Below are 20,475 nucleotides of genomic sequence, written 5' to 3'. Positions count from 1 at the left end.
GCAGGCATGCACGAACCAACCGCAGAGCTGGCGCGTTCACTCTTTACGCGCGAAAGCGCGCGTCCGATCGAAGACGATGCCGTGGCGACGCTCGTTCGCTTTGGTATGGGTCCGCTGGCCTACGCGCGCGATGCGGCCATTCGCGTCGTGCTTCTCACGCGGGGTGAATCGTACGCCCACGCGTCGGGTGCGCTCATGCGGCTCGGCATCGACGTCGACGCGTGGCCGTGTCCGCCGGCCGGATTATTCGTCGTCGAAGAACGCACCGTGTATCTGCGATCGCGCAGTCCGATGACCGTCGCGCACGAGTTCGCGCACGCACTCGATTGCGCCCTCGGTTGCGGCGTGTACCGTTCCGGTGTCGATCCGCGCGTGCGCACGCTCTTTGGCAATGCGCCGGCGTTCGTTACGCCATACGCCGCTACCGGCGTCGACGAATACTTCGCGGAAAGCGTGCGCGCGTACGTCGAGATCAACGATCCCGCATCGCCGTGGCCGCGCGCGACGCGCCGCCGCCTATTGCGCGTCGATCCGGAGATGTACGACTACGTCGCCACGATCTTTCGAACCGAGTTTTCGATTGCCGCGTAAGGTAGCGGTCACTGCACCGCCGTTACGATTGCTGCGGCGACGTGCAGCTTCGCGGATCCGTCGCGCCAGACACCGTAATGGAACCGTGAGTCGCTGCGCATCTGTGCGGCGCCGACGGTGCCGCGATTGCTAACGGCAATCACTGCGGCTTGGATCGACGTCGTCTTCGGGTCGGTGCGCGCCATGTGCCGCAAGCCTTCTTCGCACGCTCGTTGCGGCGAAAGGCCTTGCCCCATCAGCGTCACGACTAGAAAACTCAAACAGTAGTTCGTCATCACGTCGCCGTCGCCGGTCCCCGCGGCCGCGCCAACGTTATCGTCGGCGTAGAGCCCACAGCCGACCAACGATGAATCCGCTACGCGACCCGGTAGCTTCCAAGCGATGCCGCTCGTCGAACAGCCGGCGACGACGTGGCCTCTGCCGTCGTACCCGAGCAAACCCACCGTGTCGTGGTGTGACGAGTTCGCGGGCGAATGTCCGGGCAGCCAATACGTCTGATGGTGCGGGTCCCGCTTCCACGCTTCCCACGCGGCGCGCGCTTGGGGCGTCAGCAAGTCCGTCGATCTAAATCCCATCTCGCGCGCGAACTTCAGCGCACCGGCACCCGCAATCGTCGTATGATACGTATTCTCCATCAGCGCCCGCGCGACCGAGATCGGATTCTTGATCGTCTGCAGGCTGCACACACTTCCCGCGCGCACGAGGGTGCCATCCATAATGGCCGCATCGAGCTCCACCTCGCCGTCTGCATTCGGAAAGCCGCCATAGCCGACCGTGTGGATGTTCGGATCGTCTTCGACGGCATTGATGGCCTTCTCGACGGCATCCATCAGCGAACCGCTCTTTTTATAGACGTCGCCGGCAATCGGCAAATACGGGAAACTATCGCTCCACGTATTGACGAAGACGGGCGACGTCTGCGCGTGCGCCTCAGCGATCTCCGGACGACCGGCGGCAACCGCGGCCGACCCGGCCACCGACGCAATGAACGCACTTCGCTTCACCATGATGTTCACTATAAATCATAGCGCGCTCATCGCCCTTTTCAGCGACGCGACTCGCTCCCTATCTATCCGGCCTCCGATGCGCGCGCCGTTGCCGACGTGGATTTCCCGTGCCTGCGTTGCCGCGAGCAAATCGCGCACGTTTCCCTCGTGGATCCCGGCAGCCGGCACCACGATCGGGCCGCTGCGCTTTGCGACCAGACCCGCGAGCACGGCGCGCCCGCCCCACGCATCTGCAGCACCGCCGGATGTGAGAACGCGAGCAATCTGTCCGAACTCGGCTAGAACGTCGAAGCCGGCCTCTACATCCGCGAGTTGATCGAACGCGCGATGAAACGTTATCGGTAACCCGCCGGCAGCGTCGAGAATGTCGCGCAGCAGCGGAACGTCGATGCAGCGGCGATCGTCCAGCGCCCCGGTCACGATCGTTGCGGGTTTGAGCGCGGCGATGCGGGACAGGTCGCGAAGGAGCGCCTCCCGGTCCGCACCGCGATAGGTAAACGTGCGAGCCTGCGGCCGCGCCATGACGTGAACTGGAATCGCAACGGCTTCAAGGACTGCTTTCACCGTCGAAACGTCCGGCGTAAGTCCCCCGCAGTCTCGATCCGCGACCAGTTCGACGCGGCCGGCACCGCCCGCGGCCGCGGTAAGCGCCTCATCGACGGTGGTCACGATCACTTCAAGAAGCCGCACCGCCGTCGTAATTGTGCCGCTGAAATGAGGGACCCTCCGCGAGAGACGACTTCGCGGAGGGTCGGGGTGTGGTGTGGCTTACGTTTTGTCTTCGCGCTAGAGTTTCTCCAATAGTTTTTACACGTGCTGGCGGATCCAGCCGGCTACTTCGCTCGTTCCCACGCGTATGGTCCGCCCGATCTCGGTGGTCTCGTACCGAATGTTGCTCGACGCATCGAACGACTTCACGTTATCGCGAACGCCCTGAACGGTTTGGACGTAGCGCTGGGAGAGTTCGTCGTCGGCCGGTACGCCGGCCGAGTACGCCAGAAACGGAATCATGAAGATCGCTGCCGACATCGCTAGGAAGAAACTCAAACGCATTTTCGTGACCCGTGCCTTTCCCACTACGACCGTAGCACTCGGCCGGGCAGGATGGAACCATTAACGCGTCAACATGCAATAGACACCGCGTAAAGATTGGCACATAATCGCCCGGCGGCGACCGCCTATTTTAGGCCGTCGAAGAACTGGCTGCGCGCCAGCGGCAGACAGAACAGCGCCACGACCACGTGGTAATCCGTGATGGGGACGTCCTTGGGGATCAGGCGGTTGACGTTGGTCAACGTCACGGTGACGCCGTGGGCTAGGAAGTACGCTTTGGCCTTCTCGGCATTCTTGAACTCGACTTCGGGGTCGCGCCTGCCCCCGCACAGCCAAACGGGCGCCTTGGGCACCCAGCCGCCCAGCAGATCGTTATCGGCCGTATCCTGGCGCGCCGGGCTCGACGGATCGTTGAGGAAGCTCTTCACGAAGGCCGGCTGCAGCAGCGCTCCGAGCTGCAGCGGCAGCGTCTTGCCGTAGAGCTTCTTCTCGTCGCGATAGGTCGCGACGGGCAGCAGTGCGTCGATGCGCGACGCGTATGGATTCTTGAAGATCTGCGTTGGATGCGCGTAGACGTTTCCGTAGATCTTCTGGTAGCCGGGCAAGATGTAGGCCGCGAGGATCGGCGCGTCTTGCGATTGGTGCTGCAGCGAATCTTCGAACGTTTGCGTGAGCGCGTACGGACCGCTCGACGGCGCGTCCCCGCGCAAGTTGAACTCGCCCGAGTACTGCGCTTCGATCGCGCGTTGTGTCGCTACCGCCGACTGGCCGCCCTGCGAATGGCCCGTGAGAAACACTTTGCCGGAGAGGCGCACGTTCAACTTCAGCGCGGCCGCGCGCGCGGCGCGCATCGAATCGACCACGGCCGACGCTTCGGACGCAGCGTGCAGATACGGGTGGAACGGATACGTCGAGAGCCCCAGGCCGAGGTAGTCGGTCGCGGCAACGGCATAGCCGTGCGCGGCGAAGACGGCGGCGACGACGACGGGATCTTGATCGGGCGCAGTCCAGGTGGCGCTGGTCGTTTTGGGGCTGGTGATCAGCTGCTCTTTGACTGGATTCGTGCCGTGCGCGTACCCTACCAGCGGAAACGGCGGCTTACACGGCGCCTGCGGAATGAAAAACGCGGCGCTGGCGTTTGCTCGTTCGCCGTTGACGCCCACGGTTTCATACTTGATGCCGAAGAGCTTCACGGCGCACTTCGGAGCACCACCCAATTCGGTAATCACCTTGCCGAACAGACCCGCCGACATTCGCGATTTGCTCAGCGTCGTCACGAAGAACAGGCGATCGATCTTTCCGCGCGCCGGCACCGCGAACCGTGCCGAGGAGGACTGGCGCGGCAGCGTCGGCACGGACGAATTCGAGCAGGCGGTTATCGCGAGGGCGACGATCGGCGCAATAATTTTACGCATGGGCCTTATTTCGACGCCGTAGCAACGTCGCCCAGAGTGACGGGTTTGGCGTCGTTGTGCCATGAGGCGCGGATGTAGCTGACGACCGACGCTATGTCCTCGTCGGAAATGAGCTGTCCCCACGCCGGCATCGTTCCGTTATAGCCGCCGCCCTCCACCATCGTCTTCCCGCTCACACCGAACTTGACGATGGCGATCGTTCGCAGCGGATTTCCGGTGACGAGCGGGTTTGCGGCGAGCGGCGGAAATGCGCCGGGGACGCCGCGGCCGTCGACCTGGTGGCAGCTCGAGCAGTTCTTGATATACACGCGGCCGCCGTCGTTGGCCGACGCCGGATTGATCTTGGCGATGGCTTGCGAAACTCGCGCGCCCGCGTCGGACTTGGCCGCTCGCGAGCCGCAGGCGGGAAGCAGCACGAGCAGCCAGGCGAGCGATGCCGCTGCGGCAAGACGTGACACGCTTAACGGATTCTGCGCTATTGCAAGGCGATCATGCGCACGTCGTGCGCCGCGCCGAAGTCCGCAAGCGCTTCCAGCGTCGACGGCTGCGGCCGGACGAAGACGACGACGGGACCGTTGCGCCGCGAGAGCGCCGCCGCCCGGCCAAGCATGAACGTCACGTAGCCCAGACCACCCCGGTTGTCGGCGGTCACGTCGCGCCGCACGAGTCTTACGCCCATTCGCGCGAACGTGTCCCCATTTGCCGCGTCGCCACGCTCGTCGAAAAACGCCAGCCCGGTGCCGTGCAGCGCGACCGCCATTCCGGCTGTGTGGCGCGACGCAATGCCGTCGAACTGCCCGATCGTTCGACGAAGCGCCGCGAGCGTTTGCACCGCGGGCGGCTCGTCGAGCTGCACCAGCAGCGCGTCACCGTTGTCGCGCACGAGATCGGCAAAGGCGCGCGCCTGCTCGGCCGCCGGATCGAGGACGAATGCGACCGGATACCGCAGCCGCAAGAAGCCCGACTCGGCGGCAACGGAACTGCCGCAAATCCCGACCACGAGCTGCAACTGCTCGCTTTGCCACTGCGGCTGCGGCGTTCGGGCGCGATCGACGACGACCTCGTCTTGCGCGAAGGCATCGTCGAGCGCTTGCGTCTGCGCTTCGCGCCTGACGCCGGGCTGCGGCGCGGGGAGCGTTTCAGGGTTCGAACGGAGTTGCGCGATCGGCGGCGGCCGCGTCTGCACGCTCGCCTGCACGTACCCCGCGCCGATAGCGGCCAAAGCTCCGGCAATCAGCGCCCACCAAAACGCACTCCGCATCTCAAGAAGTATTCGGCGACGTGCGTCTGGGCCGGGAGCTCATCGCCCACACGAGAGCGACGAGTAGAAAGTTCGCCACGAGCGAGCTGCCGCCGTACGAGACGAACGGCAGCGTGATGCCGGTGAGCGGAAAGAGTCCGATGACGCCGCCAACGATAATGAAGATTTGAAATCCCAAGGTCGCTCCGAGACCGGCGGCCAGCAGCTTCGTGTAGAGATCGGGCTGTTCCAGGCCGGTCGCGAGAATGCGGCGCACGAGTCCCAAAAAGATGACCAGGACGATCAGCGCGCCGATCACTCCGAACTCTTCGGAGAACGCGGCGTACACGTAGTCGGTCGCGACGTCGGGAATGAAGCCGGGATGCCCTAAGCGATAACCGGTGCCGAACACCCCGCCGGCCGCGAGCGCGTAATAGGATTGCGACGACTGAAAGCCCGCGCCGAGCGGATCGGAAAAGGGATTGCGCCACACGGCGATGCGCGTCTGCACGTACGGATAGTGGCGAACCGCCCAGTACGCGACGCCCGCAAAGATGGCGGCGCCGAGCACGACGATGTCCACGCGGCGCGTCGCGACGAACAGCAACGTTGCAAACGTCAGCAGCAAGAGCGTAGCCATACCGAGGTCGCGTTGAACGACCAAGATCGCCATCGAGGCGCCCCACCCGATGAACAGCGGCCCGAGATATTTGAGGTTGGCGCGCAGCGACCACGGTCGCGCCTCGGCGATCACGTCGGCCATTTCCGCCAGATACGCCGCGAGAAAGAAGACGATGAAGAGTTTGATGAGTTCGATCGGTTCGTACTCGACCGGACCGAGCTTGATCCAAAGCCGTGCTCCGTTGACCTCTTGACCGAAGGCGAGCAGTAGGCCGAAGAGGACGAGCGATCCGATCACCCACAGATATTTGTACGCGGCGAAGCGTCGAAAGTTCGAAAAAGCCGGTCCGAATGCGAGCACCAGAACGAGCGACACGAGCAGCCACGCTTGCTGTTTTTGCGCGAGCTCGGGCGAGAGGCGCGCGACGATGGCCAAGCCGAGCGCTGCCAACACGATCGCCAACGCCGGGAGCATGTCGTCGCGCACCGACCCCGGCGGCTGCACCAGCACCCACCCCATCGCAAGAAATCCGAGCAGGGCGAGCATCCACCACGGACCGATGGTATGGGGAGGGGCGAAGGTTAGGATGAGCGCGGAGATTGCCAATGCGCCGGCCATCGGCGCCAGCGAGCGGATCAGCGCGCGAATACCATTGCGAGAACGAAGCCTATCGCCGCGGCGATGCGCGCGAGCGAGGCTGCCACGTGCAGCGGACGCAACGACGCCACGGCTTGCGCACCCGACTCGGACGCATCGTCGTGTTCGAACCGGGCAACCAAGAGATGTTCTTGGGGATCGGCCGCCTCGACGTGTGCGATGAGCGCGCGACGGTCGATCTCACCCGGAACGCGCCGGCCGCACAGAATAATGACGTCGCCTTCGTCGAGCATGACGCTGGAAACGGCAACGTCGAGCGTGGGCGTCGTTCCGAGAGCGCGCGCGAGCAGCGGCATTGGAGTGTCCTCGAACGTATCGTCGCCGGAAAGCGCGACGACTTCGCCGCGATGTGCCAAATAGGCCGCCGTTCCGCCCGCGTGCATGACGTAAGCGCGTCCGCGAACGACCAGTGCGGCGGTTAAGGACGCGGCCGCGGTCACGTAGTCTTCGTGTCCGGCGGTGCGCGCGTGCAGATCGGAGTTCACACGGGCGAGCGCGGCGAGCACCGCCGTGGCGGCGGCGTGCGGGCGATCGACGGCGCGGCGAAAACGCTCGCTGCGCAACCGGCGTTCGCATTCAGCGCGAAGGCGCGTCAGCAGTGCGCGCTCGATGGCCATACCGTCGACGCTGCCGAATCCGCGCGTGACTGCCAAAAACCAGGTCCGCGGACCGAGCTGCATCGTCAGACACGATGCGCGATCGCCTCGAATCGCTACGTCCATGGCGTTAAGTCCATTCTTCCACCGTACGTACCATCATGCGCGTCGTTCCGACGTCGACGGCGTCGCCTTCGCGCACCTCGATCGCTTCTGTAACGCGCCTTCCGTTGAGAAAGGTTCCGTTGCGGCTTTGCAGATCGTCGACGTAGACGATGCCGTTGCGGCTCTGGAAGCAAGCGTGCTGCCGGCTGACCTCCGGATCGCGCAACGAGAGCTCGGCGTCGGCACCGCGGCCGATCTCAAACGGGGGTCGGCCTTCGAAGCGGCGCGTCTGGCCCTGCTCGAAGATTTCCAAGGTGAGGCGCATCGGGACGAGGCGTCCGGCCTCGCTGGCGGGACGAATGCGCGGGCGGGTGGCGGCTACGGCGACGACGGCCAGCCCAGCAAGAATCTCGAGCGAGCCGACTCGCAACTGCGCTTCCACTGCCGCGCCGAATAGGACCATTTACGCTCCGCTTGCCTCGAACCGCATCCGCGTGTTCCCGAACATCAATTCATCCCCATCTTCGAGCTGCCTGGCCTCGATTCGCTCGCCGTTGACGAAGGTGCCGTTCGTGGAACCGAGATCGCGCACGACCGGTTGCATGCCGTCCACCTCGACGATCGCATGCGTGCGCGAGACGCTCGGGTCGACGAGAAAGACGTCGCTTTCTTCACTGCGCCCGATCTGCGCCCGTCCCTCTACAAAGTATACCCCGTAAGCCGGCACGCCTTTAATCATTCGCAGATGAAACCGGCGACCGGCCCCGGGCGGCCGCGGAATCGTCGCGTCGATCGCGACGGTGGCCTCGCCGATTGCGGTCACCTCGACTGCGCCCGCGGGAATGCTCTCGCGCGGCGACATCTCGATGTTGGGATCACCCTCGAGGAACTTGACGCCGACGCGGCCGGCCAAATCGCGCAGCAACTCGGCCCATTCCCGTTCGAGATACGCCTGATGCTCGGCAAGCCGCGCGAAATCGTCCGGATTGACGTACACGAGGTACGAGCCCGGGGCGTACATCGCGCCCTCGCCGCCGCGCGTGCGCGCTTCCATCGTCGCGACGAGCTTGCGCGCGATTTGAGTCGGCTCGAGGTCGCTGGGAAACGTCTTGGCAAACGTGCGCTCGATGAACGCCGCACACGCCTGCTCGACGCGATCCAGAAACGACACTATCTCACCGCCCTTCGGGCGCCGCGCTACGCGCGGGGACGTCCTGTCCGTGACAATGGCTCACATCCTGTTCGCTCAAGTCCGACTCTCTAACCGCGCGATGTAAAATCCGTCGCGGCCGTCGATGCCGGGAGGTACGAGCACGTCGCCGCTATCCGTGAGCAAGGTCTCGTACGCGGCCGGTATCAGGCCGCGTTCGAAGTTATGCCGGGACAAAAACCACTCCACTACTTCAATCGTTTCTCGCGGATCCGTCGAACAGACTGCATATACGAGCGCGCCGCCGGGTTGGACGTGAGACGCCACGCGCTCGAGCACGCCGCGCTGCGTGAGAGCAAGGCGTTCGCCGTCGGTCCCGAGCTTCTTCCAACGCGCTTCAGGGTGCCGTCCGACCACGCCGATTCCCGAGCAGGGCGCGTCGACGAGGATACGATCGAAGCGCTGTTCGGCCGGTAACAGCTCGGCCGTAGCGTCACCGATAACGGTGCCGGCCGGGATTCCAGCCTCCTCGAGACGCCGGTCCAGCGTCTGCGCCTTGCGCGGGTCGCGCTCGATGCACAAGAGCGTCCCCTCGCCGCCAAGGCGCACGCCAATCTGAAGCGCCTTGTTGCCGCGGCCGCTGCAGACGTCGAGAACCGCTTCACCGGGTTGCGGATTGAGCACGTCGACCGGCATCGCCGAACTTTCCGATTGCTGCCACCAGCGCGCCGCCGTTTCGCCTTCAATTGCAGCCAGTGCGCCCGCAGCGCGTACGAGCAGCGATTCCGCGACGATGGGCGATGCGGCCGCGGCGACGCCGGCACCCTCGAGCCGCTCGGCAACCTCGTCGCGCGTGTTGACGAGCGTGTTGACGACGATCGCGGCTTGCGCGGGATCGTTCACGGCCGCGCAGACGGCTTCGGTGCGTTCGCCGAACGTTTGCCGCCACTGCCGTACCAGCCACGCGGGCAGCGAGTAGCGCGTTCCGAGGTACTCTTCTTCGAGTTCGAACATCTCGCGTTGGGGCGGCGGCGGATTCGCACGCAAGAACGAGCGCAAGACGGCGTTGGTGAGATTTGCGAGGCCCCGGTGGCCGAAGCGCTTGGACAAGTTCACGAACTCGAAGACGGTCGCGTGCTGATCGGCCCGCGTGTATGCCAGCTCGTAGACGGCTAGACGCAGAATTTCCCGGATCGCCGGCGGCAGCGGCTGCTTGCGCTCGCCCACGAACGGTTCCAAGTACCAATCCAAGGTGCGGCGCATCTTGATCGAGCCGTACGCCAGCTCCGTGGCGAAGGCGCGGTCCTGCGCGCTGAGGCCGGCCTTGCGCACGCGATAATCCAGCGCTTCCTGCGCGCCCCGCTCGGCCAGATTGCTCTGCGCCGGAAAGACGTCGCGAACGACCGCTAGCGCCACATCGCGCGCACTCACGTATCTATTTGCCTTGCACGTATTGCGACCACGACATGCGGCCGCGGTTGGGTGCGATGAGTTCGTCGATTTCGACTTTTCCTTCTTCGCCGACGTGAGCGCGCAGAACTTTCACGGTTTCGCCGTCGACGGTCGCCCGCGCCGCCGGCTGCGGCGAGTAGGCGCGCACGTGATCGACGATACGCTGTGAAGGCCACGACCAGTCGACGATCAGATCTTCCTTCGCGATCGGTTTGGTGAGCGTGGGTTCGCCGCGCTGTGGCGAGTGGGGCAGTGCGCCGCCGCTCGCGGCAAGATCGAGGGCGTGTCCGAGCAGCTCGGCGCCAATAATCGCCAGACGATCGTGAAGCTCGCCGTACGTCTCGCCGGAAGCGATCGGCACCCGCTCGCCCAGCACGACCTCGCCGGTATCGAGCCCCGCGTCCATCAGCATGATGCTGACGCCGGTTTCGCTGTCGCCGTTGCGCAACGCCGTTTGAATGGGCGTCGCGCCGCGATACTTCGGCAATAGCGACGGATGGACGTTGAGCGCGCCAAGCCGCGGCAGCGAGAGCAGCTCTTCGGGTAAGATCCGGCCGTACGAAGCCAGCGCGAAAAGGTCGAAGCCTTCGCCTGCGATCGACTCTGCGAATTCGCGCAATTTGCGCGGCTCGTACACGCGTGTGCCGAGTTCGAGCGCGCACGCCTTCACGGGCGAAGGCGTCAGCTTCTGGCCGCGCCCGGCGGGACGATCGGGCTGCGTGACGACGCCGGCGAGCTGCGAACGCGCGGCCGTCACGCGCAGACTCGGAACGGCAAAGGCGCTCGTTCCAAAAAAAAGCGTCTTCACTCCGACGCCGTTTCTGCGATCTCTTTCTCTTCCTCGGTAACGGCCGGGCGGATGTTACGGGCGTTGTCGACGTAGAGCACGCCGTTGAGGTGATCGATCTCATGCTGCAGGCACTGTGCGAGCAGGCCGTCGCCTTCCAAGCGAATCTTTTCGCCGTTGCGATCGAGGCCGCTCACCGCAACGCGTTTGAAGCGCACGATCTCGCCGACCATTCCGGGGACCGACAGACAGCCCTCGGTCATCTCTATTTCTTCTTCCGCGCTCTCGATCTTCGGATTGATCACGACGGCGGGCTCGTACTCGTCGTCGTGAACGTCCATTACGAAGAATCGTTTCGAGACGTTGACCTGCGGAGCGGCCAAACCCACACCCGGCGCGTCGTACATGGTCGCGAACATGTCGTCGATGAGCTGCTGAAAAAGCGGATCGGCAATTTCCTTGGGGTCGACCTTCTTGGCGACCTTGCGCAGCGTCGGATGACCGTCCCGAACGATTTCGCGGATGTAGGGCATGGGCGGCCTATTCCCGCAAAATGCGGGGGCCGCCCTGCCGGTCGCGGACGGCGCGCCGGAATCGACTACTTCGTCCTAAACGCGCTGACGATGAAGTTGGGATTGCACTGCAACCCGGCGTCGTTCCAATACAGGTTGACGGTTTGCGTCGGGCCGATCGGATTGTTGAAGAGCGTCACGTAGTACTGCGGATTCGGGAAGCTCGCCGTGGCGTGAGGACTCGGAATTTTGGAATACGCAATCGTCGTGAAACCCGAGCCCGGACCATAGACCGGTCCGCCGCTAACGTTTCCGGTGAATTGAGCGCTGCCGTTACTCTGATTCACCCACAGGTCGTATTGATTTCCCGACACGAGCGCTTGACTGAACGCCACGACCGCGCCGCCCACGTTCGGGGGAATGCCCTTTGCGTTGGGCTTGGGATAAATGACTTCCATATTGTACGGTGGCTTGCCGCAGTTCGTACCGTAACCAGGCGGAGGTGTGGGTACAGCGCTGCCATTGCCGTTGTTACACGCAGCCAGAACTGTGGCGGCCGCAATGGCACCGAAAAAGACGCCGATCGATCGTTTCATGTTTCCAATCATCCTACTGCGGGAGCGCGGCGGCCTGCCGAAATTGATGTGAATTCGCTTAGAGGATGTACCCCGAAAGGTCGGCGTTCTCCACCACGTCCGCCAATCGCGACCGAACGTACTCCGCGTCCACCACGACCGTCCCGGTTTGCTCGGGGGCGGCAAAGCTGACCTCTTCGAGCAGCCGCTCCAGCACCGTGTGCAGCCGGCGCGCGCCGATGTTCTCGCTCTGTTCGTTGACGCGCATCGCGTAGGTCGCCAACTGCTCGATTGCATCGGGGCGGAAGTCGAGGATGATGCCGTCGGTCGAGAGCAGCGCCTTGTACTGTTCGACGAGCGCGTTCTTAGGTTGAGTTAAAATTGTTTTGAAATCTTCGGCGGTCAGCGAGTCGAGCTCGACGCGAATCGGCAGCCGGCCTTGGAGCTCGGGGATAAGGTCCGATGGCTTGCTGATGTGAAACGCGCCCGCACAGATGAACAGCACGTGATCCGTCTTGACGGGCCCGTGCTTGGTGTTGACCGTGGAGCCTTCGACGATTGGCAGGATGTCGCGCTGCACGCCTTCGCGTGAGACGTCGGGGCCGCCGCGCGGGCCCGCACCGGCGACTTTATCGATCTCGTCAATGAAGATGATGCCGTCTTCGGCGGCGCGCCGCACCGCTTCGCGCTTGACCGCGTCCATGTCGATGAGCTTGTTGGCTTCTTCTTGCTCGAAGATCCGCCGCGCATCGGCGACGGTCACGCGCTTACGAACGCGTTTCTTCGGAAGGATCCCGCCGAGCATCTCACCGATGTCGCCGCCTTGATCGGCCGGTCCGCCGATGACGCCGATCGGCAGGCTCTGCGCTTCTTCGACTTCGATCTCGATAAGGCGCACGTCGTAAAACCCGCGTTCGATCTCGTTGCGCGTCTGTTCGCGAACCTGCTGCGCGTCGGCGCTCTGCGCGGACGCCGGCGGCGGTTGAGGCGGCTGCTGCGGCGTAAAGCTGTTGCCGAAGATCGAACCCAAAGTCGCCGCGAAGGGATTGTTCGAACCTTGCGACGACGGCGGACGCGTTTCGGGATGAAGCGCATCGATGATGCGTTCGACCGCGTGGCGCTCCGCAAGTTCCTTGACTTCCCCACGGCGTTCGTCGCTGACCGTGCGAATCGACGCTTCGACGAGATCGCGAACCATCGACTCGACGTCGCGGCCGACGTATCCCACCTCGGTGTACTTCGTCGCTTCGACTTTTACGAAGGGCGCGCCGACCAGCGACGCCAGCCTCCGCGCGATCTCGGTTTTGCCGACGCCGGTGGGGCCGATCATCAGGATGTTCTTCGGAACGATCTCTTCGCGCAAATCTTCGCGGACGCGCGCACGCCGGTAGCGATTGCGCAGCGCGATGGCCACGGAGCGCTTGGCGTTGGCCTGGCCGACGATGTATTTGTCGAGCTCCGCAACGATTTGCTGCGGCGTGAGCGTCGATGGATCGAGGGTTGGCGTTACGGTGGTCGTCACGGAAGGGTCTCCACGGTGATGTCGTCGTTGGTGTAGATGCAGATTTCGCCCGCGATCTCGAGCGCTTTGCGCGCGACGTCGGCGGCGCCGAGCTCCGTGTTGCGCAGCAGCGCGGCGGCCGCGGCTTGCGCGTAAGGGCCGCCGCTGCCGATCGCCGCGACGCCTTCGTCGGGCTCGATGACGTCGCCGCTGCCGGAGATAACGAAGAGATGGTCGGTATTTCCCACAATGAGCAACGCTTCCAGCCGACGCAGCGCGCGGTCCTGGCGCCACTCTTTGGCCAGCTCGACCGAGGCGCGAACGATGTCTTTGTACTCGCCGAACTTGCTTTCGAACTTTTCCAATAACGTAATGCCGTCGGCGGCCGAGCCGGCAAAACCGGCCAGCACCTTGCCGCCGGCCACCTTGCGCACCTTACGCGCGCCGTGCTTGACGACGGTCTTGTCGAGCGTCACCTGCCCGTCGCCGGCGATTGCCAGCTGACCGTTGCGGCGGGCCGCCAGGATGGTGGTGGAGCGAATCTTCATACCTTGCGTCAGTACCCGGGGCGCGGGTCCGGGGTTTCAGGAAACGGGGGCCGCCTCGAGCCGCAGACCGGCGGCAAAGGTGTCGATCTCGACCAGAGCGCGTTGGGCCATTAGGCGCCGGCGCTCTTTTTTGTCCCTGACGCTGCGTTCGAGCGGCGGGAAGGGCGCCCAGGTGACGTTTGCAGGTTGAAAGTCGTGCGTCTGCGCGTTCTGCAGGTGCGCGACCACGGCGCCCAACGCGCTGGCGCGGGGAAAGTCGACCGGCGGCAAATCCAGGATCGCGCGCGCCGCATGGATCCCGCACATCGCACCGCATGCGGCGGCTTCGACATAGCCTTCGGCGCCGGTAATCTGGCCGGCGAAGTAGAGCTCGCCCCGATCGCGCAATCGCAAGCGCGCGTCGAGCAGGCGCGGCGAATCTAAGAACGTGTTGCGATGCATCACGCCCAAGCGCAGCCACTCGGCGTCGTGCAATCCGGGAAGCTTCGCGAACGCGGTCTTTTGCGCCGGCCACGACAGCCGCGTTTGAAAACCGACGAGATTATAAGCGGTCGCCGCGACGTTCTCTTTACGCAGCTGCACGACGGCGTACGGGGCTTTGCCGGTGCGCGGATCGCGCAAGCCCACCGGCTTGAGCGGTCCGAAGCGCAAGACGTCGTCGGCGCGGTCGGCCATCTCTTCGATCGGCAGGCAACCCTCGAAGTATTTCACGCCGCCGGCATCCAGCTCAAAATCCTTGGGCTGATGCCGCTCGAGCGTGCGCAAATCGTGAATCAGCTCGAGATACTGGTCGCGATCGAGCGGAATGTTGAGGTAGTCGTCGCCATCGCCCTTGTCGTACCGCGATTTCCGGTACATCGGCATTTCGTCGATCGAGTCGGCCGCGACGATGGGCGATGCCGCATCGTAATAATGAAGGCGGGCGTTCCCAACGAGCGCGTCGATGCTTGCGAGCAGCGCGTCGCTCGGAAGCGGACCGCAGGCCACGACGACGGGACGATCGGCGGGAATCAAGGTGACTTCTTCGCGATGCAGCGCTATGCGCGGCTCCGACGCGATGCGTGAGTCGACGGCGGACGCAAAACGTTCGCGATCGACCGCGAGCGCGCCGCCGGCCGGAACGGCCGCTTCGCGCGCCGACGTGATAATAATCGAATCGAGCCGGGCCAACTCTTCTTTGAGCAAACCGACGGCGTTTTCCAGCGCGGCGCCGCGCAGCGAGTTGCTGCAAACGAGCTCGGCCAAGGCGCCGGTCTTGTGCGCGGGTCCGCTCCGGTTCGGCCGCATTTCGTAGAGATCGACCTCGGCTCCGCACTTCGCCGCTTGCCAAGCCGCCTCGCATCCCGCGAGCCCGCCCCCGATTACGGTGAGGCGCATGCGTTTACGGAGATACCAGCTCGGGTTCGGCTGAGGCTTCTTCGACGCCGTGAGCGCGGGCGACGGCCGAAACGTCGTGCTCCTTGTTCGCGGCGCACTCGTATTGAACGGTACCGCCCCGGCGAGCCTTGCTAACGACGTACGAAGCGCACACCGGGCACGGTTCGGCGACGACCCGGTCCCACGACACGAAGTCGCACTTCGGATAGTTGGCGCAGCCGTAGAACGTGCGGCCCTTTTTCGAGCGGCGTTCGACGATCGCGCCGCCGTCCTTGGGACACTTCGCGCCGGTATCTTTGACGATCGGTTTGGTGGTCTTACATTCCGGATAACCGCTGCACGAGATAAACTTGCCGAAACGCCCGGTTTTGATCACCATCGGACGGCCGCAGACGTGACAGATCTCGTCGGTCGGCTCGTCGCGCAGCTCCAGGCGCGGCAGCTTCTGTTCGGCGGTTTGGAGCTCGCTTTCGAACGGGCCATAGAACTTGCGCAGCAGTCCCACCCAGTCTTCGTTGCCGACCGCGACTTTGTCGAGGTCGCCTTCCATCGTCGCAGTGAAATCGAGATTGACGATCTTGGGGAAGTGCTCGACGAGCAAATCGTTGACCGCGACCCCGATCTCGGTCGGCATGAAACGCCGCTCCGTCTGCGTCACGTACCCTCGAGCCTGAATCGTGTCGACGATCGTGGAGTAGGTCGACGGACGGCCGATACCGTTTTCTTCGAGCGCCTTGACCAAGGTCGCTTCGGTGTAGCGCGGCGGCGGCTCGGTGAAGTGCTGCTTGGGATCGAGCTTCCGGCAGTCGAGCGTCTCTTTTTCGCTGAGCTCGGGAAGACGAACTTTTGATTTCACCCGGGTGTCGGCGCTCGCGCCGCTGCCGGCGCCCTGCGCCGCGTTGGGATCCTCGTCTTTGCCTTCCTCATACACTTTGGTAAAGCCCGGGAACCGCATGATCGTGCCGGTCGCCCGGAACGTGTAGTCGGCGGCCTGCACGTCGACGGTGGTCTGATCGAGCACCGCCGGCGACATTTGCGAAGCGACGAAACGCTCCCAAATCATCGTATACAGCCGCAGCTCGTCGCGTTTGAGGACGGCGGCCATCCGTTGGGGCGTGCGCGAAACCGACGTCGGGCGAATCGCTTCGTGCGCGTCCTGCGCGCCCTCACGAACCTTGTGAACGCGGCCCTCGGCGTACGCTTCGCCGTACGTGTCGACGATAAACGCGCGAGCGGCGTCGCGCGCCTGGTCGGAGATGCGCGTCGAGTCGGTGCGCATGTACGTGATGAGACCGACGGTCCCCTCGCTGCCGCCCAAATCGACGCCTTCGTACAGCGCCTGCGCGATCTGCATCGACCGCCGAACCCGGATGCGCAGCTTGCGCGACGCCTCTTGCTGCATGGTCGAAGTGGTAAACGGCGCCGGGGCGTTGCGGCGAACCTCGCGTTTCTTGATGGAAGCGATGCGGTACGTCGCTCCGGCGAGGTCGCGCAGAATCGCATCGGCTTCCGCTTTGCCGGCGATCTCCAACTTCTTCCCGCCGCGCGCGATCAACTCGGCTGGAAAGACCGTCTCGGGTTCGCGTTCGCCGGCGAGCAGCGCGGCGATGGTCCAATATTCCCTTGGGACGAACGCGGAGATTTCGCGCTCGCGATCGACGATGAGGCGCACGGCCACGGACTGCACGCGCCCGGCCGAGAGACCGCCGCGCACTTTCGCCCAGAGCAACGGCGAGATCTTGTAGCCAACGAGACGGTCGAGAATGCGCCGCGCCTGCTGAGCGTTCACGCGGTTCATATCGATTTGGTGGGCGTCCTTGAGCGCCGCGAGCGCGGCTTCTTTGGTGATCTCGTGCAGTTCGATGCGTTTGGGCTCGGGCAGCTTCAGCAGCTCCGCCAAGTGCCAAGCGATCGCTTCGCCTTCGCGATCGGGGTCGGTCGCCAGATAGACCTCGCTCGCGGTTTTGACGGCGCTCTTGAGCTCTTTGATAACGTCGCCTTTACCCTTGATCGTTAGATATTTCGGCGCGAAATCGTGCTCCACGTCGACGCCCAGCGTGCTCTTGGGCAAATCGCGTATATGCCCGACGGAGGCCTTCACCGCATAACGCGCGGGAAGAAACTTCTTGATCGTCCGCGCCTTGGTCGGCGACTCCACGATGATCAGGGGCTTTTTCACGGGGCCTAGTATACAGCCGCGGTCAAGTGGCGGGCAAATTCATCCCCTTATACTCTGTATACCGCGCGCGTACGTATGCGCGCGTGCGCGCGAATTTGCACTAATAGGAAAAATCCTTTATGATGCGCTCAAAGCGCCATTTGGGGCGCTGTCCAAAAAACGCTAATCGTCCCCCGGGGGACGAGGAGGAATGAATGGACTCCGATACCATGATGAACGGCGGGATGATGGCCGAAGAAAAGAAGCCTCGCCGCAAGCGCCGCAAAGCCGGTGGCCGTAAGAAAGCCGCTGCGGGCGGACGTAAGAAGACAGCGCGCAAGGGCGGTCGCAAGAAGGCTGCCGGCGGACGTAAGAAGGCCGCTGGACGTAAGAAGGCCGGACGCAAGAAAGCCGGACGCAAGAAAGCCGGACGCAAGAAAGGCGCAGCCAAAAAGGGCGGACGCAAGAAAAAGGGCGGACGTAAAAAAGCTGCCGGCGGTCGCAAGAAAAAGGGCGGACGCAAGAAAGGCGCAGCCAAAAAGGGCGGGCGCAAGAAGGGCGGACGTAAGAAAAAGGGCGGACGCAAGAAGAAAGCCTAACAAGGCATCGTCATAGAATCGATGGGCGGTCGTTGCGACCGCCCATTATTTATTTCTTCTCCAGCACCACCGGGCCGGCGATAAGATTCGGAGCTTGTCCGCCGTGTTCTTCCACCCAGTGACAGGCGGCAAAGTGCCCCGGCGCATACTCGTTGAACGGCGGAATCTCCGTCACGCAGCGATCGAACGCGACCGGACACCGGGTGTGAAACCGGCATCCCGACGGGGGATTTACCGGCGATGGAATGTCGCCGGTGAGCACGATGCGTTTGCGGCGCTTTTCGAGCACCGGATCGGGGATCGGAATCGCCGAGAGCAGCGCCTGCGTGTAGGGATGCAGCGGGTTATGATAGAGAGCGTCGCGATCGGCCAGCTCGATGATCTTGCCGACGTACATCACGGCAACGCGCGTAGAGATATGGCGAACGACGGAAAGGTCGTGCGCGATGAAGAGGTACGTCAAGCCGAACTGGGCCTGCAGATCCTCGAGCAGGTTGATGACCTGCGCTTGAATGGAGACGTCGAGCGCGGACACGGGCTCGTCGCAGACGATGAACTTCGGATCGACGGCCAGCGCTCGAGCGATACCGATGCGTTGGCGCTGCCCGCCGGAAAACTCGTGCGGGTACCGATTGGCGTGATAAGGCCGCAAGCCGACGAGCCGCAGCAGCTCTAGCACTCGATCGTGCACGCCGCTGCCTTCGACGATCCGGTGAACGCGTAACGGCTCGCCCACGATCTCGCCAACCGTCATGCGCGGATTGAGCGACGCGAACGGGTCCTGGAAAATGATCTGCATCTCGCGGCGCAGCTTGCGCACGTCCCGGCGATTGAGCGCCACGACGTCCTGGCCGTCAAAGTGAATCTCGCCTTTGGTGGCCGGAAGCAGTCGCAGCAAGAGCCGGCCGATCGTGGTTTTGCCCGATCCGGATTCTCCCACCAAGCCGAGCGTTTCGCCGGCGGCGATCGAGAAGCTCACGCCGTCGACCGCCTTGACGTCGCCGACGTGGCGCGACATCAAACCGGCGTAAATCGGAAAATACTTATAGAGCTCGACGGCTTCGACGAGCATTTTGCTCGGCACCACGGCGGGTGCTGTGCCGGCACTCACAGTTCGGTCACCCGCGCGGCGGGAAGGTCGAGCGGACGGTCTTCGGCATGTTCGTCGTAGAGCCAGCAGCGCGAAACGTGTCCGTTACCGAGGTCGTAGAGGCGCACCGGATCGTCGCAGATCGCCATGCGATAGACGCAGCGCGGTGCGAAGGCGCATCCGGGCGGCAAGTTGAGCAAGTTGGGCGGCTGCCCTTTGATCGGCTCCAGACGGCGGTGCTCGGTGGAGTCCAAACGCGGAAGCGAGGCTAACAGTCCTTGCGTATACGGCATGCCCGGATCGCCGAAGATCTGCTCGGCGGTTCCGTATTCGACCATGTTTCCGCCGTACATCACGAGCACGTTCTTGCAGACCTCGGCGACGACCCCGAGGTCGTGCGTGATGAGAATGATCGCCGCGCCGGTCTCCTGCTGGAGCTCGTTCATGAGCTCGAGGACTTGGGCTTGAATCGTGACGTCGAGCGCCGTCGTCGGCTCGTCGGCGATGAGCAGCTGCGGATTACACGACAACGCCATCGCGATCATGACGCGCTGGCGCATACCGCCGGAAAACTGATGCGGATAGTCGTTGAGGCGCCCCGCGGGCGCCGGAATGCGAACCTTCTCGAGCATCTCGATGGCGCGGTCGCGCGCCTCGTGCTTATTGAGACCCAAGTGGAGACGCACCGCTTCGGCGATCTGCTCGCCGATGGTGAGCACCGGATTGAGTGAGGTCATTGGATCCTGGAAGATCATCGCGATCTTGTGACCGCGGATCCGACGCATCTCCGTCTCGCTCTTCTCGGGCAGATTCTCGCCGTCGAACGCAATGCGATCTCCGGTGACGGCTGCGTTCCGTGCGAGCAAGCGCATGATCGAAAGCGCGGTAACCGACTTTCCGGAGCCGGACTCGCCGACGATGCCGAGCGTTTCGCCGGCGCCGAGTGAGAACGACAGTCCGTTGACGGCGGTGACCGGACCGTCTTCGGTTCGGAACGTCACCCGCAGGTTCTTGACCTCGAGCAGCGACATGCGGCTGATTTAAATTCCGGTCAGCGACAGGATGAAGGCGCTAATGACGAACGCGGCGGCGACGAAGCCGGTCAGACGTTTGAGCTGCTCCTCGGCGCCGAGGCGTCCGCGATACGCGGACTCGACGCGACCGCCGATCGATCCGGTAAGTCCCTCTTGTTTGGTCGTCTGAATCGCGAGTAAGAACACCAGCGCGATCGCCGAGATGATGAAGATGCCGGCAATGCCGTGCGTGAGCCACGGGAAATGCTGCGCGACCGGCGTTTGGACCGGTGCCGGCGTAGGCGCCTGCAGCGGAACGGGCGGTACGGCGGCCGGCGACGCGCCGGGCTTGACGGCCCCCGCCGTCGCGAGCGCAGCCGGTTTGGCCGTCGCTACGGCGAGTAAAAGCGATAACAACGCGGTGGAC

The 20,475-nt window shown here is 63.9% G+C and carries 23 protein-coding genes; 2 read left to right on the top strand and 21 right to left on the bottom strand.

All coding sequences use genetic code 11. The features are described from left to right. The first annotated feature begins 6 nt into the window (after positions 1-6). Entirely contained in the window at positions 7-591 is a 585-nt protein-coding gene (locus VGG89_16455; GenBank protein ID HEY1978145.1) for a hypothetical protein, read from the top strand. Between the two features lie 8 nt (positions 592-599). Here the strand turns inward: VGG89_16455 and VGG89_16450 are convergent, their stop codons facing one another. The 18 genes from VGG89_16450 to topA all read right to left on the bottom strand — a co-directional run bounded on the left by VGG89_16450 (position 600) and on the right by topA (position 17,367). Beyond that, positions 600-1,598, bottom strand: coding sequence for a N(4)-(beta-N-acetylglucosaminyl)-L-asparaginase (locus tag VGG89_16450; GenBank protein HEY1978144.1), 999 nt, complete (start codon positions 1,596-1,598; stop codon positions 600-602). A 15-nt stretch (positions 1,599-1,613) separates the two neighbouring features. Then, entirely contained in the window at positions 1,614-2,273 is a 660-nt protein-coding gene (locus tag VGG89_16445) for a copper homeostasis protein CutC (GenBank protein HEY1978143.1), read from the bottom strand. A gap of 132 nt (positions 2,274-2,405) precedes the next feature. Continuing rightward, entirely contained in the window at positions 2,406-2,675 is a 270-nt protein-coding gene (locus VGG89_16440; GenBank protein HEY1978142.1) for a hypothetical protein, read from the bottom strand. A gap of 101 nt (positions 2,676-2,776) precedes the next feature. Further along, positions 2,777-4,066, bottom strand: coding sequence for an alpha/beta fold hydrolase (locus VGG89_16435; GenBank protein ID HEY1978141.1), 1,290 nt, complete (start codon positions 4,064-4,066; stop codon positions 2,777-2,779). A gap of 5 nt (positions 4,067-4,071) precedes the next feature. Then, the gene (locus VGG89_16430; GenBank protein HEY1978140.1) at positions 4,072-4,524 is read right to left on the bottom strand and encodes a cytochrome c; all 453 of its coding nucleotides are present in this window, start codon (positions 4,522-4,524) and stop codon (positions 4,072-4,074) included. A 17-nt stretch (positions 4,525-4,541) separates the two neighbouring features. After that, entirely contained in the window at positions 4,542-5,327 is a 786-nt protein-coding gene (locus VGG89_16425) for a divergent polysaccharide deacetylase family protein (protein ID HEY1978139.1), read from the bottom strand. A gap of 1 nt (position 5,328) precedes the next feature. Beyond that, positions 5,329-6,546 (bottom strand): FtsW/RodA/SpoVE family cell cycle protein, encoded by a 1,218-nt coding sequence (locus VGG89_16420; protein ID HEY1978138.1) that lies wholly within the window; start codon positions 6,544-6,546, stop codon positions 5,329-5,331. A gap of 17 nt (positions 6,547-6,563) precedes the next feature. After that, positions 6,564-7,307, bottom strand: a complete 744-nt coding sequence (locus VGG89_16415; protein ID HEY1978137.1) for a hypothetical protein — start codon at positions 7,305-7,307, stop codon at positions 6,564-6,566. A gap of 4 nt (positions 7,308-7,311) precedes the next feature. Beyond that, positions 7,312-7,749 (bottom strand): FHA domain-containing protein, encoded by a 438-nt coding sequence (locus tag VGG89_16410; GenBank protein HEY1978136.1) that lies wholly within the window; start codon positions 7,747-7,749, stop codon positions 7,312-7,314. Next, entirely contained in the window at positions 7,750-8,457 is a 708-nt protein-coding gene (locus tag VGG89_16405) for an FhaA domain-containing protein (GenBank protein HEY1978135.1), read from the bottom strand. It abuts the gene before it with no gap. 75 nt (positions 8,458-8,532) lie between these two features. Beyond that, on the bottom strand, positions 8,533-9,867 hold the full coding sequence (locus VGG89_16400) for a transcription antitermination factor NusB (protein ID HEY1978134.1): 1,335 nt from the start codon (positions 9,865-9,867) through the stop codon (positions 8,533-8,535). A 4-nt stretch (positions 9,868-9,871) separates the two neighbouring features. Next, positions 9,872-10,696 carry a methionyl-tRNA formyltransferase gene (gene fmt, locus VGG89_16395; protein HEY1978133.1) on the bottom strand — a complete coding sequence of 275 codons (825 nt, stop codon included), beginning with the start codon at positions 10,694-10,696 and terminating at the stop codon, positions 9,872-9,874. After that, the gene (def, locus tag VGG89_16390) at positions 10,693-11,208 is read right to left on the bottom strand and encodes a peptide deformylase (GenBank protein HEY1978132.1); all 516 of its coding nucleotides are present in this window, start codon (positions 11,206-11,208) and stop codon (positions 10,693-10,695) included. Before def ends, fmt begins: the two co-directional genes overlap by 4 nt. 65 nt (positions 11,209-11,273) lie before the next feature. Continuing rightward, complete coding sequence (locus VGG89_16385; GenBank protein ID HEY1978131.1) at positions 11,274-11,783, bottom strand: hypothetical protein; 510 nt, start codon at positions 11,781-11,783, stop codon at positions 11,274-11,276. Positions 11,784-11,841: 58 nt separating this feature from the next. After that, complete coding sequence (hslU, locus tag VGG89_16380; GenBank protein HEY1978130.1) at positions 11,842-13,284, bottom strand: ATP-dependent protease ATPase subunit HslU; 1,443 nt, start codon at positions 13,282-13,284, stop codon at positions 11,842-11,844. Beyond that, the gene (gene hslV / locus VGG89_16375; GenBank protein ID HEY1978129.1) at positions 13,281-13,811 is read right to left on the bottom strand and encodes an ATP-dependent protease subunit HslV; all 531 of its coding nucleotides are present in this window, start codon (positions 13,809-13,811) and stop codon (positions 13,281-13,283) included. Before hslV ends, hslU begins: the two co-directional genes overlap by 4 nt. A 36-nt stretch (positions 13,812-13,847) precedes the next feature. Further along, positions 13,848-15,188, bottom strand: coding sequence for a methylenetetrahydrofolate--tRNA-(uracil(54)-C(5))-methyltransferase (FADH(2)-oxidizing) TrmFO (gene trmFO, locus VGG89_16370; GenBank protein ID HEY1978128.1), 1,341 nt, complete (start codon positions 15,186-15,188; stop codon positions 13,848-13,850). 4 nt (positions 15,189-15,192) lie between these two features. Next, positions 15,193-17,367: a type I DNA topoisomerase gene (gene topA / locus VGG89_16365; GenBank protein ID HEY1978127.1), complete on the bottom strand. Its 2,175-nt coding sequence runs from the start codon at positions 17,365-17,367 to the stop codon at positions 15,193-15,195. A gap of 194 nt (positions 17,368-17,561) precedes the next feature. Between topA and VGG89_16360 the strand changes: the two genes are divergently transcribed. Further along, a complete protein-coding gene (locus VGG89_16360) occupies positions 17,562-17,945 on the top strand; it encodes a hypothetical protein (GenBank protein ID HEY1978126.1) in 384 nt (127 codons plus the stop codon). A 49-nt stretch (positions 17,946-17,994) separates the two neighbouring features. Here the strand turns inward: VGG89_16360 and VGG89_16355 are convergent, their stop codons facing one another. The 3 genes from VGG89_16355 to secG are packed head-to-tail and all read right to left on the bottom strand — an operon-like array spanning position 17,995 to position 20,465. Then, positions 17,995-19,056 (bottom strand): dipeptide ABC transporter ATP-binding protein, encoded by a 1,062-nt coding sequence (locus VGG89_16355; protein HEY1978125.1) that lies wholly within the window; start codon positions 19,054-19,056, stop codon positions 17,995-17,997. Beyond that, positions 19,053-20,066: an ABC transporter ATP-binding protein gene (locus VGG89_16350; GenBank protein ID HEY1978124.1), complete on the bottom strand. Its 1,014-nt coding sequence runs from the start codon at positions 20,064-20,066 to the stop codon at positions 19,053-19,055. The genes VGG89_16355 and VGG89_16350 overlap by 4 nt, the downstream gene beginning before the upstream one ends. A 9-nt stretch (positions 20,067-20,075) precedes the next feature. After that, the gene (gene secG / locus VGG89_16345) at positions 20,076-20,465 is read right to left on the bottom strand and encodes a preprotein translocase subunit SecG (protein HEY1978123.1); all 390 of its coding nucleotides are present in this window, start codon (positions 20,463-20,465) and stop codon (positions 20,076-20,078) included. Positions 20,466-20,475: the final 10 nt, after the last annotated feature.

The organism is Candidatus Baltobacteraceae bacterium, assembly GCA_036488875.1.
GTDB lineage: Bacteria > Vulcanimicrobiota > Vulcanimicrobiia > Vulcanimicrobiales > Vulcanimicrobiaceae > JAFAHZ01.
The sequence above is the reverse complement of the archived record's forward strand: the minus strand, read 5'-3'. Positions and strand labels throughout refer to the sequence as shown.

Excerpts from the sequence above, each read along its gene's own strand:
- VGG89_16420 (HEY1978138.1), bottom strand. The coding sequence starts at position 6,546 with ATGGCCGGCGCATTGGCAATCTCCGCGCTCATCCTAACCTTCGCCCCT.
- VGG89_16350 (HEY1978124.1), bottom strand. The coding sequence starts at position 20,066 with ATGTCGCTGCTCGAGGTCAAGAACCTGCGGGTGACGTTCCGAACCGAA.
- VGG89_16360 (HEY1978126.1), top strand. The coding sequence starts at position 17,562 with ATGGACTCCGATACCATGATGAACGGCGGGATGATGGCCGAAGAAAAG.
- VGG89_16455 (HEY1978145.1), top strand. The coding sequence starts at position 7 with ATGCACGAACCAACCGCAGAGCTGGCGCGTTCACTCTTTACGCGCGAA.
- def (HEY1978132.1), bottom strand. The coding sequence starts at position 11,208 with ATGCCCTACATCCGCGAAATCGTTCGGGACGGTCATCCGACGCTGCGC.
- VGG89_16410 (HEY1978136.1), bottom strand. The coding sequence starts at position 7,749 with ATGGTCCTATTCGGCGCGGCAGTGGAAGCGCAGTTGCGAGTCGGCTCG.
- VGG89_16435 (HEY1978141.1), bottom strand. The coding sequence starts at position 4,066 with ATGCGTAAAATTATTGCGCCGATCGTCGCCCTCGCGATAACCGCCTGC.
- VGG89_16415 (HEY1978137.1), bottom strand. The coding sequence starts at position 7,307 with ATGGACGTAGCGATTCGAGGCGATCGCGCATCGTGTCTGACGATGCAG.
- hslV (HEY1978129.1), bottom strand. The coding sequence starts at position 13,811 with ATGAAGATTCGCTCCACCACCATCCTGGCGGCCCGCCGCAACGGTCAG.
- VGG89_16425 (HEY1978139.1), bottom strand. The coding sequence starts at position 5,327 with ATGCGGAGTGCGTTTTGGTGGGCGCTGATTGCCGGAGCTTTGGCCGCT.
- trmFO (HEY1978128.1), bottom strand. The coding sequence starts at position 15,188 with ATGCGCCTCACCGTAATCGGGGGCGGGCTCGCGGGATGCGAGGCGGCT.
- VGG89_16385 (HEY1978131.1), bottom strand. The coding sequence starts at position 11,783 with ATGAAACGATCGATCGGCGTCTTTTTCGGTGCCATTGCGGCCGCCACA.
- VGG89_16450 (HEY1978144.1), bottom strand. The coding sequence starts at position 1,598 with ATGGTGAAGCGAAGTGCGTTCATTGCGTCGGTGGCCGGGTCGGCCGCG.